Origin of the sequence: Thermocrispum sp., assembly GCF_002919275.1 — a bacterium.
Classification (GTDB): domain Bacteria; phylum Actinomycetota; class Actinomycetes; order Mycobacteriales; family Pseudonocardiaceae; genus Thermocrispum; species Thermocrispum agreste.
Genome location: NZ_PKFA01000035.1, coordinates 34,038 through 52,227, shown reverse-complemented (window position 1 = coordinate 52,227; position 18,190 = coordinate 34,038). Strand labels below are relative to the sequence as shown.

At 67.7% G+C, this 18,190-nt stretch carries 11 protein-coding genes (1 of these 11 running past the window's edge); all 11 read left to right on the top strand.

Annotated features, from left to right (window positions below; all coding sequences use genetic code 11):
* Positions 1-232: 232 nt before the first annotated feature.
* Entirely contained in the window at positions 233-1,630 is a 1,398-nt protein-coding gene (eccD, locus tag CXP56_RS07485; protein ID WP_286900548.1) for a type VII secretion integral membrane protein EccD, read from the top strand.
* A complete protein-coding gene (eccB, locus tag CXP56_RS07480) occupies positions 1,630-3,057 on the top strand; it encodes a type VII secretion protein EccB (RefSeq protein ID WP_286900547.1) in 1,428 nt (475 codons plus the stop codon). The genes eccD and eccB overlap by 1 nt, the downstream gene beginning before the upstream one ends.
* A gap of 180 nt (positions 3,058-3,237) precedes the next feature.
* Entirely contained in the window at positions 3,238-3,561 is a 324-nt protein-coding gene (locus CXP56_RS07475; protein ID WP_286900546.1) for a hypothetical protein, read from the top strand.
* Between the two features lie 39 nt (positions 3,562-3,600).
* Positions 3,601-3,894 (top strand): WXG100 family type VII secretion target, encoded by a 294-nt coding sequence (locus tag CXP56_RS07470; RefSeq protein WP_286900545.1) that lies wholly within the window; start codon positions 3,601-3,603, stop codon positions 3,892-3,894.
* A gap of 94 nt (positions 3,895-3,988) precedes the next feature.
* A complete protein-coding gene (locus CXP56_RS07465) occupies positions 3,989-4,366 on the top strand; it encodes a hypothetical protein (protein WP_286900544.1) in 378 nt (125 codons plus the stop codon).
* 13 nt (positions 4,367-4,379) lie between these two features.
* Entirely contained in the window at positions 4,380-4,952 is a 573-nt protein-coding gene (locus CXP56_RS07460) for a hypothetical protein (RefSeq protein WP_286900543.1), read from the top strand.
* Positions 4,953-5,297: 345 nt separating this feature from the next.
* On the top strand, positions 5,298-7,838 hold the full coding sequence (locus CXP56_RS07455) for a hypothetical protein (protein ID WP_286900542.1): 2,541 nt from the start codon (positions 5,298-5,300) through the stop codon (positions 7,836-7,838).
* Between the two features lie 3 nt (positions 7,839-7,841).
* Positions 7,842-10,181 (top strand): WXG100 family type VII secretion target, encoded by a 2,340-nt coding sequence (locus CXP56_RS07450; protein ID WP_028847537.1) that lies wholly within the window; start codon positions 7,842-7,844, stop codon positions 10,179-10,181.
* On the top strand, positions 10,178-10,666 hold the full coding sequence (locus CXP56_RS07445; protein WP_051310140.1) for a YbaB/EbfC family nucleoid-associated protein: 489 nt from the start codon (positions 10,178-10,180) through the stop codon (positions 10,664-10,666). The genes CXP56_RS07450 and CXP56_RS07445 overlap by 4 nt, the downstream gene beginning before the upstream one ends.
* Positions 10,659-12,512, top strand: a complete 1,854-nt coding sequence (locus CXP56_RS07440; RefSeq protein WP_286900541.1) for a hypothetical protein — start codon at positions 10,659-10,661, stop codon at positions 12,510-12,512. The genes CXP56_RS07445 and CXP56_RS07440 overlap by 8 nt, the downstream gene beginning before the upstream one ends.
* 164 nt (positions 12,513-12,676) lie before the next feature.
* Positions 12,677-18,190 carry the 5' portion of a WXG100-like domain-containing protein gene (locus CXP56_RS07435; RefSeq protein ID WP_286900540.1) on the top strand. It continues 22,428 nt past the right edge of the window, so only the first 5,514 of its 27,942 coding nucleotides appear in the window; its start codon is at positions 12,677-12,679; the stop codon falls past the right edge of the window.

Here is an 18,190-nt window from a genome sequence, read left to right as displayed (position 1 = left end):
GAGTGGAATCCCTCCACTTGCTCCACCAGCGGCGACGCGTCGTGGCGCGGCGAAACTGACCGGTCGTACGTTCGGCCGCACGGCGGTCTGCGATCGCCGGTGGCGATTCGGCGAGTGCTCCCCTTCGTGTGTTCGTGCGGTTCCTCGACCACGAACTCGTGCGCCACGAAGCCGCCGTGTGCGGCTTCGCCGGCGGTCCGAGGTTCCCTGCTTGGAAGGACCTGCACGTCAGATGGAAGCGCAGACACAGCATCGGTACTCGACCACGACCCGGCTGCGGTTCGTGCTGGGCACCAAGGCGACCGAGGTCGCGTTGCCCAGCGACGCGACGCTGACCGATCTGCTGCCCGCGGTGCTGCCCCAGTTCGGGGCGGAGTGGATCGAGCAGGGCGCCGACCACGAGGGCTGGGTCGTGCAGCGCATCGGCTCACCGCCACTGGACGAGGACAAGACGCTCGCCGAGCTGAACCTGCTGGACGGGGAATCGCTCTACTTGCGCCCGCGGTCGGATCAGCTGCCGCCGATCGACTACGACGACCTGGTCGCGGGTGTCGGCGAGCAGGTTCGCGATCACCGGTTGGCCTGGCGCCCGCCGCACACTCGGTGGCTGTTCCGGCTCGCCGCTGCGGCGGCCTTGCTCTACGGCCTGCTGGCGTTGGCGGACTTGCAGGATCCGGCCATCACCGCAGTGGTCGCGCTGACGTTTCCGGTCGTTCTGCTGATCGCCGCGGCGTTGCTGGCGCGCACCATCGCGGACACCATCTCCGCCACGATCCTGACCGGGGTCGCGGCGTGCTATGCCTTCGTCGGCGGTCTGGCGCTGACCGAAAGCGTGGCGCCGCTGGCCGAGAAACACACCATGGCGACGGTCGGGTTCGCCATCACGCTGCTGGTGCTGTTCATCGGCAGGTACGCGGTTGCCGACGGCGCGTTGCTGTTCGTGGGCGCGATCCTGTTCACCGCGCTGTTGCTGGTGACCGGTTTCGTCGCGGCCGTCGCTCCGCTGTCGACGCACCAGGCCGCGGGTATCGGTTTGTTCATCTGCCTGGTGGTCTCGGTCTTCGTGCCCGCGACGTCGTTCCGCCTGTCGGGGTTGACCTTGCCGCTGCTGCCGACCGACGCACCGGAGCTGAGCGAGGAGATCGACCCGGTGCCCGCGCAGATGGTGGTCGACCGCAGCAAGGTGGTCTTCGGGTACTCGATGGCCATGCACGTCGGGCTCGGCGCCGCGATGTCGCTGCTGCTGCCCGAGCTCGTCGGCAACGGTGACGGCTGGGCGACGGCCTTGTCGCTGGTGATCGGGGCGCTGCTGGGCATCCGCACCCGGCATCCGAACGGCGTGGTGCAGCGCTGGGCGGTGGTGGTGCCTGCGGTCGTCGCGGTCGTGGTGAACGTCGAGAAGTACGCCGCCGAGCTGACCGACGTGGAAATGCTCGTCGCTGTCGCGCTGCCGCTGGTGCTGGTATCCGGGGTGATGTTGCTGTTCAGCAAGGTCATGCCGGGCAGACGGCACCGGCCCTACTGGGGGCGGGCGCTGGAGATCCTGGAGTCGCTCACCGCGATCGCCGTGGTCCCGCTGTTGTTGCAGGTGCTCGGCGTGTACGGCTGGATGCGGGGATTGGCCGGCTGATGCAGTCCAAGAAGGATCAGGTACAGGCCTACTTCTACGTGGTGGGCCGGCTGGTCGCGGCCGTGGTGCACGGCAAGCCCGACGTGCTGGTGCAGCCGAACCGGCGGCTGAACACCGGAACCATGTTCGGCGTGATCATCGGCCTCATCATCGCGGGTATCTGTGGCGTCGTCGGGCTGTTCCTCCCCGGTGGCAACAACTCGTGGCGGATGCCCGGTGCGATCGTGATGAACGAGGACACCGGTGCGCGGTACGTCTTCTTGAACGGTGAGCTCCGGCCGGTGCTCAACTACTCGTCGGCGCGCCTGGCTTCCGGAGGCAACGGTGCCATTCACGAGGTGTCGCAGGCTTCGCTGGACGGAACACCGGTCGGCCAGCCGATCGGCATCCCGGGAGCGCCGGACGCGCTGCCCAAGGCCGAGGACCTGAGCACCGGGCCCTGGGTGGTGTGTGCGCAGCCTCCTCAGGACGGTGCGGAGCAGCCCCGGCCGTCCACCACATTGTTCATCGGCCGGAGCATTCCGGCGAACCAGCCGGACGACCGTGCACTGCTGGTGCGCGCCCCGGACAAGACGATCTACTTGGTCTGGCACGGCAAGCGGTATCGCCTGCCGAGCCGGACCGAGGTGGCGGCGCTCGGCTACGGGCAGGTCGAACCGGTCGAGGTGGACACTGCCTGGCTCAATCCGATCCCGCAGGGACCGGACATCGAGGCCGAGCGGCCACCGGGACTGGGCACGCCGGGGCCGGAGATCGACGGCAACCCGAGCCTGGTCGGGCAGTTGTATCGCATGAAGAACCCGGCGCTGGACAGTGAACAGCTCTACCTGGTGCTGTCCGACGGGGTGCTGCCGTTGACCCGCACCGCCGCGGCTCTCTACCTGGCCGCTCCGTTCACCAAGGAGGTCTACGACGCCGGGGCGGTGGCTCCGATCGACGTGGGCCCGGCCGCGATGAACGGGGTTCCGACGTCGGGCAGCGGACCGGAATTCGTCGACGGGCTGCCGGACCGGCCGCCGCCGTTGGCGAATCCGCAACCCAACGAGACGGCCTGCCTGGAGTACACCATGATCGGCGGGGGCCGGGTGAAGATCCGGCCGGGCCTGCTGCCGGTCGACGTGCACCGCCAGGCGATGCCGGCCTCGGTGCACTACGCAGGCAAGACGGCCGATCGAGTGGCAGTTCCGGCGGGCGGTGGAGTCCTGGCCGTTCACCAAAGCACCCCGGAATCGGTGCTCAACACGATCTATTTGATCACCGAGACGGGGGTGCGATATCCGTTGGTGACCGCCGATGTGGCGGCCGCGCTGGGGTATTCGGCGGAAACCGCCATGAGGATGCCCGGTGAACTGCTGGATCTGTTGCCTGTCGGCCCTGCGCTGAGCCAGCAAGCGGCCTTGACCGTGCAGCCACAGCAGACTTCGTGAGGGAAACCCCGATCGTGATCCCGGTCTCGGTGTGGCGTGGATCGCTTCATGGGGGGAGTCCCGATTCTTGCTTTCGCCAGGAGGAAAAGCACGTACGCCAGAAAGTCCGGTAGCTAGTCTCGTTGTCGAGTCTGACGTTGGATATCCGGTTCTTTGGTCACTGTCGTCGAAGGAGTGCATATGTCTACCCAAGTCAGCGATGCGGTAGTCGAGCAGCAGGCATCCAAGTACGAGACCTCCATGGCTGAGCTGGACAGCTTCTTGGAGAGGGCGAATAGTCACGCGAAAAGCCTGGTCGACAATAGCCCGGCGGACCTGACGGTCGCGCTTCAGGATGTCTGCGAGCAGTGGTGCAACAACACGAAGAACACCGTGCTGATGCACATGCAGGACATGGCCAAGTACATTCGCAAAGCCAAAGACGATCTTCTTGAAATGGACAAGCAGAATTCCGTGGAGATCCTCAACCTTCCGTTGCCTACATCCCAGTTCTTGGGTGGCTGATCAGCGGCAGGCAGGATATCGATCTCGGGGAAGGAACACATGGACGCCATCAGGTATGCATACGAAGACATCGATCAGGTTGTCGCCTATCTGAAGCAAGTCGCCCAGGACATCATGGATGAAGCGAACAGGCTGCGTAGCAGCGTCGAGTCGTCCATGTCCGACTGGACTGGTGATACTGCCGACATGTATTACAAGCTGAGCGACGACCTGGTTGCAGACCTGCAGAACAACAAGGAATGGCTGAACCATGCGGCAACGATTCTGAAAGAGCGTGCGAACGCAATGTACGAGCAGGACCATGCGGGCGCCAGGAACATGCCTGGTGCCTGATGATTTCCGGGGTGGTGTGCGTGGGGTGAGAGTCCGGCGCATGCCACCCCTTTCCTGTTCGTCCTGAGCATCGGTATTCGTGGAGGGATGGGCGATGCATGTCACCGAGTTCAACCCGGAAGTGATGAGGTCGGTTGCCAAGGCCCTACGCCAGATCGCGGGTGAGGATTCCGACTTCACCCAGCTGCGGAGCGGGGACGGGTTCGGCGGCGGCGTCGGCACGTTCGACATGGGCCAGCAGTTGCTGCGCATCGTCAACGATCGGCGCATCGGAATGCTGGTGACCAAGATCGACTTCGGTGAATCGATCGGCGAGCTCGCCGATGGGCTGGAGAAGCTCGCGGAAGCCATGAGAACGCTCGACGAGGACAACGCGGAGTCGGTCAGGGCTTTGGAAGGGCTGCTCGACGAGCTGCGCAAACACGTGAACGACGACGACATCGAGTCGCCGGAGGGATCGCAGACCACCTGAGGGGGTTGGTGCCGTGTCGTCGGAGACGTCTTACAGCCCGGAGGGGTTGCGGAAGGTCGCGAAGGAGATCCGGGCGTTGGTTCAGGGTGATGCGATGCGCCCGTTCAACAATTTGAAGCGGGTGTTTCCGGAGTGTGGTGATTTTCCGCTGGCGAATTGGCTGGATCGGCGGGTGCTTGACCGGGCGGACGGGTGTGCGTTGCATGCGGAGCGGTTCAAGGCGGCGCTGACGGCGATGGCGGACAGGCTGAGTCTGATTGCCGACGAGTTCGAGCGGGTCGACGGTGAGAATGCCGCGGAGGTCGCCAAGCTGCTGGGCGAGATCAAGGCGACGGCCGAGGACAAGTATCCGACCAGCCTGGTCAGAAACCCTGACGACGAGAAGGACGACGACAAGAAGGACGACGAAGACGACGAGAAAGACGATGACGACAAGAAGGACGACAGCGACGACGACGAGGATGACGACGAAGACGAGGAGAGTGATGGTCAGGGACTGATCGAGTGTTGTTGTGGTGGCCCCCGGGACGCCATGTGCAGGTGGAGGCGAGAAAGGCGCGACTGCCTTGAATTCGACAACACATGACACGGCCGGCGCATGGATCGTACCCGTATTCTGGCGGCCCGAAGTCATGTCGTCAAATCGGTGAACCGGCCGTTTCCTGCGATGGTCGCGATCGTAAGATGATCGCACTGCCGATGTGCGAAGTAGTGATTCGATATGTCCGCTTTGTCATGCGCTGAGGATCGCTCCTTCTTGTCTTTCTCAACCCCTGTCGGTGGATCTTGCCGGCAAGACCCACCGAACGTCCGGAAGAACGCACCGGAATGAACCAAACGTGATGAGTGCACGTGTTTGCCTGTGAACCCTGGCCCTTGGTGACCTGGGTGGGAAGGCAGCGCAAGGTGACCGACTGACCGAGGTAGAACGATGGCGCGAGACCCAGGATCGTTGAACGAAGTGCCTCCTCAGCTGACGGCTGGGGAGAACGACACGTTCGAGGAACTGACCAGGCTCGTCGCCCGGATCGTGCTGCAGGACGACGGCAGCATCCCGGACTTGTCCAGTCACAAGCTCGCCGAGCAGTGGTACCGCTTGGAGAGCGAGATGAACAAGGCCGTCTCCGCGCTCAACGACATGAACGATGGTTTCGAAAAGGCCATCAAATCCTTGCGCGACCAGTTCTCCGGGGTGTCCGCGGATGCCTTTCATGAATGGGCCAAGGATGTCCTGCGGTCAAGCCAGCAGGTGCACACCACGCTCAAGGAGAACCAGTACCCGCTGACCATCGGCAACGTCGGTCACGCCATGCAGTGGTTCGCCAACGAATGGTGGAAAGCCCTGGACGAGTGGGACAAAGAGGACAAGAATGCGCGCAGCAGGATCGCCGTCAAGTACATGGCGCAAATCGAGCTCGCCCAGACGCAGGACGACATCGACAGCGCCGTCAAGAGCTTTCTCGAAGAGATCGAAGTCGTCGACAAGGAGCTGGAGTGGAAGTACATCCAGCGGTTGCAGGGACTGGTCAACGAGCTGGGCAGGCAGTACACCGAGCGCGGCCAGGACATGGTGCCGTTCGACATCTTGAGGTCGGACAAGATCGGCAGCGGCAGCGGCGGCAACAACAAGGGCACCGGCGGCAACAACAAGGGCAGCGACGACAACAACAAGGACAGCAGCGGCGGCTACCAGCCCAGGGGCGGAGGATCCAACGAAGGCTCCGGCGGCGGTGGCGGTAACAACAAGGGCACCGGCGGCAACAACAAGGGCACCGGCGGCAACAACGAAGAAAGCGGTGGCAACATCGAGGTGCCCGACCTGAGCGGCCTGGCCGGAGGCGGGGGGCCCGACCTGGGCGGTAGCTCGGGCGGTGGCGGCGGAGGCGGCAGGAGTCCCTCGGGCGGCGCCGACTCCGGCGGAGGTGCCGGCGGGGTCAACGGGGCGCTGGACGAAGCGAAGAAGGCCGCCCAGGACGCCATCGACAGCATCAGGAACAACACCGGGGACCCGGAGGCACAGCAAGCGCTCGACGAAGCCAGGCAGAAGGTCGGCGACGCGATCGACCAGCTCAAGAACACGGGCGGCGGCCCCGACCTGTCCGGGCTTGGCGGTGCGGGCTCCGGCGGCGCTCCCGGCGGGCTCGGTGGCCTCGGCGGGCTCGGCGGTGACAGCGGCTCGCGATCCCCGTCGGGGCGGAGCGGCCCGGGCAGCGCCTTCGACCCGGAGGAAGAGAAGCGGCGCGCCCTGGAAGACGCGAAGAAGGCCACGCAGGATGTCCTCGACGACCTGGCGAACAACACCGAGGATCCGGAGGCGAAGCGCGCACTCGAGGAAGCCAAGCAGGCGGCCCAGGACGCGATCGACGGGCTCACCGGCGGAACCGATCCCGGCAACCTGCACAGCCGTGGCAGCGGAGATGCGGAGCAGAAGGAGGCGCTCGACCGGGCACGGCGGGCGACCCAGGACGCGCTGGACAAGATCTCCGAGGCCACCGACAACCCGGCGATCAAGGAGGCGCTGGAGAACGCCAAGAAGGCCGCCCAGGACGCCCTCAACCAGTTCGACCCCGACCTCACCGGGATGCGGGACGCGGCGAAGCAAGAGGCGCTCGACGTGCTCGACGAGCTCGCCGAGAAGGCCGACGACCCGAAGGTCCGGGAGGCGCTGGAAGACGCCAAGGAGCAGGTCAAGAAGGCCATCGAGAACGCCGAGCTGGGCAACACGCCGCAGGAGACGCTGGAGAACGTGCGCGAGGCGGCGCAGCAGGCGCTGGCGGACGCGATCAAGGACAGCGACGACCCGAAGATCGACAAGGCGCTGGAGGACGCCAAGGATCGGCTCGAGGAGGCGCTGGAGGACGTCGAGCTGAAGAACGACGACGTGGTGCAGACCTCCTCCGACGGGCCTGCGGAGGATCCCGAGGCGAAGGAAGCGCTGCGGAACGCCAAGGACCAGGTCAGCAAAGCGCTCGAGGACCTCATCGAGCAGACCGACGACCCGGAGGCGAAGCAGGCCCTGCAAGAGGCCAAGAAGGCAGTCGTCGACGCCATCGACAACGTCGAGGTGCCGCGCACCGGGGCCGGGTCCGACCTGGCGAGATTCCTCGAGGGCGACTCGCCCGGTGGTGCCGGCGGTGGGGACCCGGTCGGTGGCGACGGTCGTCGCCGTGCCCAGTTCGACACCGACGTCGCTCAGCAGCGCGGCTACATCCCGCCGCAGACGGTGAGCAGCGTGCCTTCGGCCATGACCCCGGCCTCGCCGACGCTGCCCTCCATGATGGGCGCCATGGCAGGCAACATGCCGGTCGGAGGCATGCCCATGGGCGGCATGCCGATGGGCATGGGCGGCATGGGCATGGGCCAGCAGAACGGCGAGCGTGAGCCGCAGATCTGGCTCAAGGCGGACAAGGAGGCCTGGGCCGACGGCGACGACGACGCCTCTTCGGTCGTGGGAAGGACGGTGGAGACGTAACAGATGGCGGTCAACACTTCCCCGGACAACCCGCAGCCGAGCACCGGCGATCCCTGGGTGCAGTCCCTGTCGTTCGAGCAGGTCGGTCAGCTGATCCAGCAGGCCCAGCCGGACACGTTCTACCAGCAGGCCGAGGCGTTCGAGCGGGCACGGGGCGGGCTGCAGGATGCATTGGACGACGTCCGAGCCCAGATGAATGTGCTGCGTTCGGAATGGAAAGGCCTGTCCGCGGACGACTTCACGGACATCGTCTCCGGGGTCACCGGCAAGGTCGACTACGTACTCGCGATGTCGTCCAACTACGGAACGGCGCTGCGTGCGGCGGGCGACCTGCTCGCGGAGTACCGGCGGATCTACGACCACCTCGCCAGACAGCGGACGGAGATGCTGAGCCAGGCCAACGAGAAGGTGGCCAAGCAGATCGAGGAGTTCGCCAACCAGGCCGCGCGGCAGATCATGGACGGCCTGCGCACCACCTATTGGCAAATCGGGAATGCGCTGCCGGGGTTCGACTACAAGCTGCCCCCTGGTTTCGACCCCACCATCGTCGACCCCGGGGCGAACGGCGCGAACAACCTGTCGACGAACGGACTGAGTGGACGCCTGAGCAGTCAGCCCGACGGCAGCGGGGATGTGCATGGGGTGGTCGGCGGCGGAAACGGGAGCGGCACCGGGGTCGACAACAGGAGCTTCGTCCCGCACGTGCCCAATCTGTACGAGCTGTCCGGGGGCGACCGATCCCGCACCGGCTTCGGTGGCAATGGAGCAGGCCGTGGGGACAACGGCTCGGGCCTCGACGCGCTCGGCCGGGGCAACGGCAGCGGTGACCGATCCGGCCCGGACGCCAACGGCACCGGAAGCGGCACCGGTGCGGCCGGCCGTTCCGGCAACGGCAGCGGCGACGTGCTCGGACGCAGCGCAGCCGACGACACCGGGGTGAACGTTCCGGCGGGTTTTTTCGCCCCCATGCCCCGGTTCCCGGACGGCCTCGGCGGCCGTGGTCCCGTCACGGCCGCGCAGAACTTCGTGGGTGGCATCGACGGCCTCGACGGGGACCGGAACGGGATCGGATCGAAGAGCTCGTTCGACGTCACCACCGGGATCGACCTACCGGGCGTGCTCGGCAAGAGCGACCCGTCGGACGTCCACGGTGTGATCGGCCCGTTCTGCGGGCCGTTGGGAGCAGGGAACGGTCACGGCACGAACGACCGTCGGCAGACCGACCCCGGCAAGTCGGACTGGCTCGATCTCGACGGCCTGTACGCGATCACCGACGCGCTCGGACGCAACCAGGGCTGCGGCCCGTCGGACCGGCTGCCCGACGACCTGCGCACGTCGACCAAGCATGCACCAGGGACCGGTGGAGCTCGGCCGAACGGCGGCGACGTGCACAGCTCCGAACGACGCGACACCGAGACTCCGGAGACGTTCGAGTTCGGTCAGGACGATCTCGAGCAGATCGATCTGCTCAGCGGGAGTGCAGGGAACTCGTCCGATCAGACCCGCACGACGAAACGGGTGCCGACGGAAATTCTCGACCCCCAGGTGCGGGACAAGGTACGCGACCAGATCGGCGAACTCCGGAACACCGGCAACGGATTGCCGCAGGGTTCGAGCACACAGGGGCCGTCCGGCCCGCCGCGGACCATCAAGACGACGGTCACGCCGCCGTCGTCGTTCGCGCCGCCACCCCCGCCCGGGCCCACGCCTTTCGACCGGGAGCAGCACAAGACCAGTGCGTTCGCGGTGGCCGGGGACGTCGTCTGGCAGCCGGACGAAGACGAGGAGACACGGCTGCCCGCCTCCTCGCCGAGGCCGCCGGCTGACGGGCCGAAGCCGAATTCGCTGCAGTCGTCGAACACGCCGTCCGGCCCGGGAGACGGCTCCCCGTTCGTGCCCGCGGTGAACCAGGGAGACAAGGGCCGGGTGGTGCACGCTTTCACCCCGCACCAGGACCCGCGCGGCCCGGTCGGGCCCGGGGTGCCTCCCGACCCCTGGGGCCCGGTGCCGCACATCCCGTCGGGCACGGGGGTTCCGCATGTCCCGGCGCGTCCCGACGCCTACGGGCCGTCCGGCGGGCACATGCCGATGGCTCCGATGTGGTTCGGCGGAATGGGCGGCTCGAACCCCGTCGGCCGAGTGAGCGGGTTGAACAACGACCGGCCGGAGGTCTGGTCGGGCAAGGCTGACGACGAGTCCGGCGCGCTCGGCAAGCCGGACAAGAAGGACCAGGAAGCCAAACGCAGGCTCGCGGAAGACGCGCTGGCCGGTCGGATGGCCGAGCGGCTCAGCGAGCTCGGCGAGGCGCTCAAGGACCGGGACAGGAGCGGGAGGAAATCATGACCGACTGGAAGGCTGCCGAGCCGGGCGGGGTGCAGGACCCGAGCAAGGCACTCGACGAAGCCTTGGCGTCGTTCCAGCAGGAGGCCAAGAAGCTGGGCGAGCTGACCAAGCTGTGGCAGGAAGGCGAGACGACGGTCCGGGCCAAGGACCACTCGCTGGAGATGACGTTCGACGGCCGCGGCGAGCTGACCGGCTTGACCTTCAACTCGTCGAAGTACCGGAAGCTGCCGCCGGCTCAGCTCGCCTCGGTGATCCTGGAGACCTACCGCGCGGGACGGGCCAAGGCCATGCAGGAGGCCTCGAAGGTCATGGCCGGCTCGGAGATCCCCGGCGTCGACTTCGACGGCTTGCTGACCGGCAAGGTGAAGCCGGACGAGGTGATCGGCTCGCTCATGGCGCCGATGAAGGAGATGTTCGACAGCTTCGGCCTCGACCTGGATTTCCCGATCACCGACGGCGACGGAAAGGAGCGTCGTCGTGGCTGACAGCGGCGATTTCTACCTGGCCGAGGAAGAGGCGGACCGGGCGGCGAAGAAGATCGTCGACGCCGGCAACGAGCTGACCGACGCGTGGGACAAACTGAAGGAGGTGCTCGACGCCCTGTGGGGCTGCTGGGGCACCGACTCGATGGGACAGACGTTCGAGCAGAACTTCGGGCCGAATGCCGTCACGTTCGCGGAAAGCATATCGGACGCCGGGGAGAACATCGCCGAGGCGGGCAAGAGCCTGCGGAAAAGCATCGAGTCCTTCGGCGACCTGGATCGCCAGTCGGCCGCGTACATCGACAAGCACGATGCACCACCGCCGTGGTGGAACAACGACAGCTCCACGACCGGCGACGGTCCGGTCGTCGTCTGGACGGACAGCGGGGGCGGGTACGACGGGAGCGGCAAGCACAAACTTGAGATTCGCGACCCCTCGGAGGTCTACGGCGACCTGGACGCCGCCGACTTTTTCGACCAGCTGGGGTTGTCCGGCGGTGCTGGCCCCGACGGTGGCAGCGGGGGCAGTGCTGGGTCCGAGGGAGGCCGGGTGCCCGTACCCGACCTCGGCGGCCTGGGCGGTGGCGGTGGCACCGGGACAGGCGGCGGCACTGGGACAGGCGGTGGCACCGGGACAGGCGGTGGCACCGGGACGGGCGGCGGCACTGGGACAGGTGGCGGTTTCGGTTCACTGACCGGATCGGGCACTGGCGCGGGCTCCGGTGTCGGCCCGGCCGACGGCACCGGCCGTGGACCCGTCGGAGTTCCCGGCCCCGATCTCGGCTCCGGGACAGGGCCAAATGGCTCGGGTTCCGGCGCCTCCGGTGCGCCGGTCGGGAGTTCGGGCAGCAGTTCCGTCGGCGAGCCCGGCTTGGTGGGTTCACCCCAGCCTGGCTCCGGCTCGGGCGGTGGCTTCGGCTCCGGGGAGCCGGTTCCGGTGACGAGCGACCCAGCCGGTTCGCACGCGTCTCCCGCCCAGCTCGATGCGCTCGACCGCGCCAAGCAGGCCGCAAGCGACGCTATCGACCGGGTGGCGGGCGGTGTCGACGACCCGGGGATTCAGCGGTTGCTGCGGGACGTCAAGGACGACGTCGGCGACGCCATCGACGACCTCGCCGATTGGGGTCCGGCCCGCGACGATGCGGCGAACGCCCTGGTGGACCGGGCAGGCGATGTGGCGGCCGACGAGCTCGACGACCTCGCCGAGAGTGCCTCCGATCCGGAGGTACGCGAGGCGCTTGCCAACGTCAAGGAATCCATCAGGGACGCCATCGATGCCGTCGAGCAGGGAGCCACACCGCAGGAGACGCTGCAGGCGGCGCAGGAGGCGGCGGACAAGGCATTCGACGAGGCGATTGCGCACGCGACAGATCCTGAGATCAAGCAGGCGCTCGAGGAAGCCAAGGCCGCGGTGCACGAAGCCCTGGCCGAGATCGACCCGGAGCAGCTCCAGGACGGTGCTGATCGGCAAGACCTCGGTCCGGACGCGCTCGACGCACTCGCCGATGCCCGTGATGCGGTGAGCGCAGAGCTGGACAAGCTGATCGCCGACAGCACCGATCCGGAAGTGCGCGAGCTCCTCCAGGAGGCCAAGGAGGCGGCCATCGCGGAGTTCGGCGGCGAGACCGGCGAGTCCACCGACGACGCCGACGGCAAGGGCGAGGAGGACGAACGGGGTTCCGGTCGCTCCGGCATGCCGAAGGGCGCGGTCGGGGCGTCAGGTGCAGGCAGGAGCGGTTTCGGGGCCGGGAAGCGATCGCCCGGTGGCCGGGGAACCTCTGCGGCAGATGCCGATGATCCGGCAGGGTCAGCCGGCGATTCCGAGGATGAGGCAGTCCGCGGCGGCTAGCGCGAGCTGACATGAACTGCGCCCTCCGACACAGCCGTGTTGGAGGGCGCAGGCACAAGTGCACAAAACGGACGAGTCAGGAAAGGAGGTGAGACGAGATGCCTCCCGGTGCATCGCGTGCACGGCACGGCGGCGGATTCACCGCGGGCGTGCGGGGATCGGCGGTGCAACTCACCGAGCTGCCGGACGACCTGCAGAAGTTCTTGAAGGTCATGGTTGGCATGGAGTGGCCGGAGGGAAACGAGACGCAGCTCCGGCAGATGGCCGGTGCGTACTACACGTACGCCGAGAAGGCACAGGCGATAGCGGAAAAATTGAAGGCGGCCCGCAACGAATTGTCGGGGTCGATGCGCGGGCGAACCGCGGACGAGGCCAAGAAATACCTGGACGAGGTCGTCAAATCGCTGGAAGACGCCGCGACGGCGGCAAACGATCTCGGCGGCGCCTGTCAAACCGCGGCAGCGGACGTTCAAAAGGGCAGGATCATGCTGGTCGCCATGGCCACCATGGTCATGATCATGTACCTGGCGATGCTCAAGTCGATTTTCACAGCTTTTCTGGCGCCGCTGGTGCTGGCGGCGGGCCGTGGTGCTTTGATGGCGCTGCTGAGGGCCTTGGTGGCCAAGCTGGCGTCGCTGATGGCGATGAAGCTGGCCGACGTGGCGCGGCTGATGTTGCAGAAGATCGGAGTTCTCCTCTGGACGGCGGGCAAGTACGCGGCAGGTGGCGCGGCCATCATGGGTGGCCTGGATCTGACGATTCAGCTCGGCCAGATGGCCCACAACAAGATCGCGAACAGTCGGCGCGGGAACGGCCCGCCGGTGACGGCGGGCAGGCAGGACATCGACTGGGGGTCGATCGGGATGATGGCCGGGGCGGCCGCCATCGGCGGTGCCTTCTACGGCGCTGGCCGGGCCTTCACGAAACCTGTCGTGGACACCGCCAGGGGACTCCGCAACCAAGGTGTCTTCTTCGGAAAGGATCTCACGCGGCTGGGTCAGTTCGGGTATGCCAGCTTCCAGAGCGGTTTGGTCATGGCGTCCAACCCGCTCATTTTTGCGGCGACCGGGCACAAGGGGGACTTCTGGGAAGGCGTGTTCTCCGCTTTCGGGCCCTACACCAAGCCGATGATGCCGGGCTTCGACCAGAAGGTCGCCGACTTCTCATTCAGGTTCTTCGACAAGATCGGTATCGACCTGCGCGTGCCCGATCGCTACGAACTGCTCGGGGCCGGGCCCGACGGGCCCCCGAAGGTCGACCCTGGGGGGCCCTCCCACGGCAGTGACGCGGCATCCGGTGGCGGTGGTGGCGGCGGTGACAAGGTCGTCGGCTTGTCCGGATACGGCCGGGATGCCGGCTCGAGCACAGGTTCGAGCAGGGACTCGTTCAGCGACACCGATTCGATCTCCAGCGTCGAATCTTCGTACAGCGACGTCAGTTCCACTGCGCCGCTGCTCGGCGGCACGCGAGGCGGTGACGGTTTCTCGGTCGATTCCGCGACCGTCCGGGACACGGACTCGATCTACAGTGACGTCAGCGACGTCGGCAAAACCCCGTTGGCCGGAGGTGCCTACAACGGGATCGGGAACGGTGCAGGCGCCGGGAACGGCACAGGAGCCGGTGTCGGTGGACGCAACGGCATCGGGGCGACCAACGGCGTCAGCAACGGCGCAGGTGTCAGCAACGGCTCCGCGGCAGGCGGCGGATTCGGCTCGTCGGGCAACGGAAGTGCCGCCGCGAGCAGCACCGATCTGGGCTCGTTCCTCAGCGGAGACGGCCTGGACGGTTCCACCCTGGTCGACGGCGGATCCGGTCGGGACGTGGGTGGCGGTACCGAGTACCGGGTGGGTGACACACCGGCTCGCGCTCCTCTGCAGATCCCGGACGGCGGGGAAACCTCCCAGCCCAGCGCCGTCGGCGACGCATCGACCAGCCGGTCCTTCGGCTCCTTCGGCACGATGTTCACCCCGGGCGAAGCCCCGGCCACCCAGTCCGCCGGTCCGGCCGTGGCCCAGACCCCGGGTGGTGCGATCGGAACCCAGACTCCGGCCGGGACCACCGCCTCCGGCCCGGCCACGACGCAACCCTCCGGACCTGCGACCACGCATTTCGCCGGCCCGGCCACCACGCCGTCCTCCGGCCCGGCTTCTTCGCACAGCGCTGGGCAGACCGGCGGGCCGGTGTCCACCACCAGCCAAGGAACGACCAGCCAAGCCGGCGGCCAGAGCGCGCAATCCACCGCGCCCGGCCGGTCCGATGCGGCCGGGCCTCAGACGACCTCCAGCGGTCCGCAGCAGCAGTCTTCGGCGGGTGGCTCGCAACAAGGTGCCCCGGCCACCGGTCGAACTGGCACCGCACACGCGACGGCCGGGCAGGCCGGCCCGTCGACACCTTCTCCGCAGAGCGGTTCGTCTTCGACCCCACCGCAAGGCGGTCCGCCGACCGGCCGGCCGGCAACGACGTCGAGCGAGCCTTTGCGGCCTGGACCGGACGATGGTCCGACGCCGCCACCGCTGGACGAGCCGTCACCCGACCTGGGCGACCGCTGGCGGCCGTTGGCACCCGAGCGGGCAGGAGACGGCCCGTCGTTGCTCGACGGCCCGCCGCCGGATCTGGGCGAGCGGTGGCAGCCGTTGGTTCCGGAGCGCGACGGCGCCGGTGCTTCGCTGCTCGACGAACCCTCACCGGACCTGCGTGACCGCTGGCAGTCGCTCGCCCCCGCGCGGTCCGATGCCGAACCACCGCTGGTGATCCCGGCCGACGTCAGCACGCCTTCGGCGAACACGGCCAGCTCGTCGACCTCGACGTCGTCGGCCTCGTCGTCGACCCCGAACTCGCAAACCCCGGGCGCAGCGCGAGGCGACGCCACGTCCTCCCCCGCACAGTCGACTGTGCGCGGGGACGCATCCTCGTCGACCGGTACGCAGTCTTCGAGCACGCCGCGCACTGACGCTTCCGGGACGACGCAATCGGCCGGACGTGGTGAGGGAACGACACCACGCACGGAATCGGCCGGGCATCGTCCGGAGTCGTCCGCCCCGCGCACGGATCCGTCCGGCCCGCGCACGCAGTCCACCGGCCCGCGCACGCACGCGCCGGACTCGACGAACGATGGCGCTTCCCCATCACGTACCGACCGGCCCCTCCCACGAGTGGAGTCGCCAGAAGCGTCGGGGTCGTCGCACGGGAAGCGATCCGCATCCGACGCGTTGTCCGACGGCTCCATTGCGCAAGCTGAGGAAACCGCTCGCCGAGGCGATGACGGCGACATCACCGCTGTGCCCGTCGTGATGGAGGAGCCGAGGTTCAAGCGGCCGCGGCTGGCGGGTCCGGACCAGCCCGATGGTGAGAAGCCCGAGGTGCCGCCGCGCGCCCCCGCGGACCGCACCGGTGCGGACGGTGCGGTGCCGGCCGAGGTACCGATCATCGAGGGGGGCATCCGCCGGGATCCGAGCAACCCCGGTTTGTGGGATGTGGCGCGGAACGCCGCACGGCCGGTGCGATACGACGGCAGCATCGACTACCACGGCGACCGCGGCTTGGAACGGACGCTGATTCGTTTCGATGCGCGGCACTTCGAGGTGCCCGGCGGGTGGGTGCTGGAGATCAGCGTCCCGGTGGCGTTGCTGCCCGCGGATTCCGGGCCGCTGCACCCGTCCCGCGAACAACTACGGGAAGTCGCCGAGGTCATCCAACAGCAGCTGGACGAACGGTTCAACTTCCGGTGGAAGTACACCGGCGACGTGGCCCGGTTCCAGGGGAGCCAGCTTCATTTCCGGATCGACGCCGCGTTCCCGGACGAGCCACCGCGGGACTGGCGAAACAACATGCGGGATCCGGTGCCCATCCAGGTGTGGGACCGGAGCAACTGGCGCATCTTCTCCGATGCCGTGCCGCCGGTGGACCAGCGAACCTGGGACAGGTCCGACCCGAGGGCGCTGGTGCACGAATTCTTCCACTTCGTCGGGTTCCGGGACGTCGGGGTGTGGCCGCACCCGGAGGTCGCCCGCGGCAGCGTGATGGAGTCGGTGCACCGTGATTTCCAGCCTCGGCACATCGACCATTTGTCGCGGGAACTGCTCGACCGCACCACGGTCCTGGACGGGCTCGAGTCACGTCCATTGGCCGGGCTGCCTGTTCCCCTCGACGTGCTCAGTCCGGCTCAGCGCGATGAGTTGCGGCGGCAACACCCCGGCGCCGGGGTGACCTTGGCCGAGCGGCCGGAGAATCCGGCGTGGAACTTCTTGGACGCCGTCCGGCAGGCGGCTGAGGGCAGGCAGGGGCCCCGTCTTGCCATCAGCTCGACGGTCCGCTCCATGCTCGACAAGTTCGCCGAGAACGGCACGCCATCCCGTTTCGACATAGGTGAGTTCGTCGAGCAGCTCTCGGCCACGGTGAGAATTCTGGAGCCGGACGGGACCTGGCAGGAGCACACGAACACGAACGGTCGCTTCGGGCCTTTCGACCTCGCCAAGGCGACCGTGGACGGCACCGACCAGTTCGTCGCCGTCCGGCGCAATTCGCTCAGCGACGACTCGGCCGGGCCTCAGGGCGTCGATGGCCGAGACCTGGCATCGCCCGGCTCCAGGTCGGCTGAGCCGGAGTTCGGGCGGGGCGAGGAACGTGAGGAGCCGACACCCGCCGGCTCGTCGCAGCGCGGTGAGGATTCGACGTCCCTGCCGCGTGACGGTGCGCAGACAGGTGGTCGCCAAGGCACGGGCCGAGAGGATGCGGCCGATCGAAGCGGCCGTGAGACGCTCGGCCGGGAGGACTCGACGACAGAGACGGGCGGCCGGCCGCGGACTGGTTCCGACGATCTGCAGCCGACCGGGCAGCCGCCGCAGGAGCCGGCGCACCAGGGGGAGAACTCGGGCCGGAGTGAGTTTCGGAAAGGGCCGGCCCGTGTTTCGCGGTTCGTGGAAGTCTTCGCTGACGACGAAGTCCAGCGGTTGGTGAAGGGTGGTTCGACAGCTGGGCAGCGTGGGGGATCGCAGCCGGGTGGGGAGCGGCTGCAGGATCCGGCGCACCAGGGTGGGGGTTCGTCGCCGGTAGATGTGCAGCCCGTGGCGTTGCAGCGGGGAGACGGTCCGTCATCGGAGGGTGACCCGTCCCGGTCTTCGCAGTCGTCCGGTGAGAGTTCCGGGCGTGGAGGGTCGGGGGAAAGGCCGCCCCGTGTTTTGCGGCTTGTCGAGTCGTTCGGCAAAAAGGGAGAAGCTCCGTCGTGGATGTTGCAGGGCGAGGCCCTTGGGCATCCTGCTGGTTCACCGCAGAACGTCGGCAGGCAGGGACCGAACAAGTTGCGGAAACGGCCGACGGTGGACATGGAGGCCGGGAGGTCGGTGGCCAAGACGACGGAAGCCGGATCTTCTGGTGGAGTGCTGCAGCGGGGTGAGGCCGCTGCGGAGGGTGGTGGGCGATCGCGAACCCAGGCCGGTGAGCAGGCGCCGGTCACCCGGACCCCGAACAAGTCGCGGGAACCACGACCGGATGTCAGGTCGCGTGATGTGGAGGGATCGCGGCGACGGGAACCCTCGGAGGGGCCGGCTCCGGGGCGCTCGCGTATTGCCGAATTCTTCGACACCGTGCTCCGGCGGGAGCCACCCAGCGAGCGGTCTGCCCGAGCCGCGGAGCCTGCGGCTGCCCGGACGCCGAACAAGTTGCGGAAACCACCACCGGAG

Bases quoted from the DNA above. Each gene is read 5' to 3' on its own strand.
- eccD (WP_286900548.1), top strand. From the start codon at position 233: ATGGAAGCGCAGACACAGCATCGGTACTCGACCACGACCCGGCTGCGG.
- eccB (WP_286900547.1), top strand. From the start codon at position 1,630: ATGCAGTCCAAGAAGGATCAGGTACAGGCCTACTTCTACGTGGTGGGC.
- CXP56_RS07450 (WP_028847537.1), top strand. From the start codon at position 7,842: ATGGCGGTCAACACTTCCCCGGACAACCCGCAGCCGAGCACCGGCGAT.
- CXP56_RS07445 (WP_051310140.1), top strand. From the start codon at position 10,178: ATGACCGACTGGAAGGCTGCCGAGCCGGGCGGGGTGCAGGACCCGAGC.
- CXP56_RS07455 (WP_286900542.1), top strand. From the start codon at position 5,298: ATGGCGCGAGACCCAGGATCGTTGAACGAAGTGCCTCCTCAGCTGACG.
- CXP56_RS07470 (WP_286900545.1), top strand. From the start codon at position 3,601: ATGGACGCCATCAGGTATGCATACGAAGACATCGATCAGGTTGTCGCC.
- CXP56_RS07465 (WP_286900544.1), top strand. From the start codon at position 3,989: ATGCATGTCACCGAGTTCAACCCGGAAGTGATGAGGTCGGTTGCCAAG.
- CXP56_RS07475 (WP_286900546.1), top strand. From the start codon at position 3,238: ATGTCTACCCAAGTCAGCGATGCGGTAGTCGAGCAGCAGGCATCCAAG.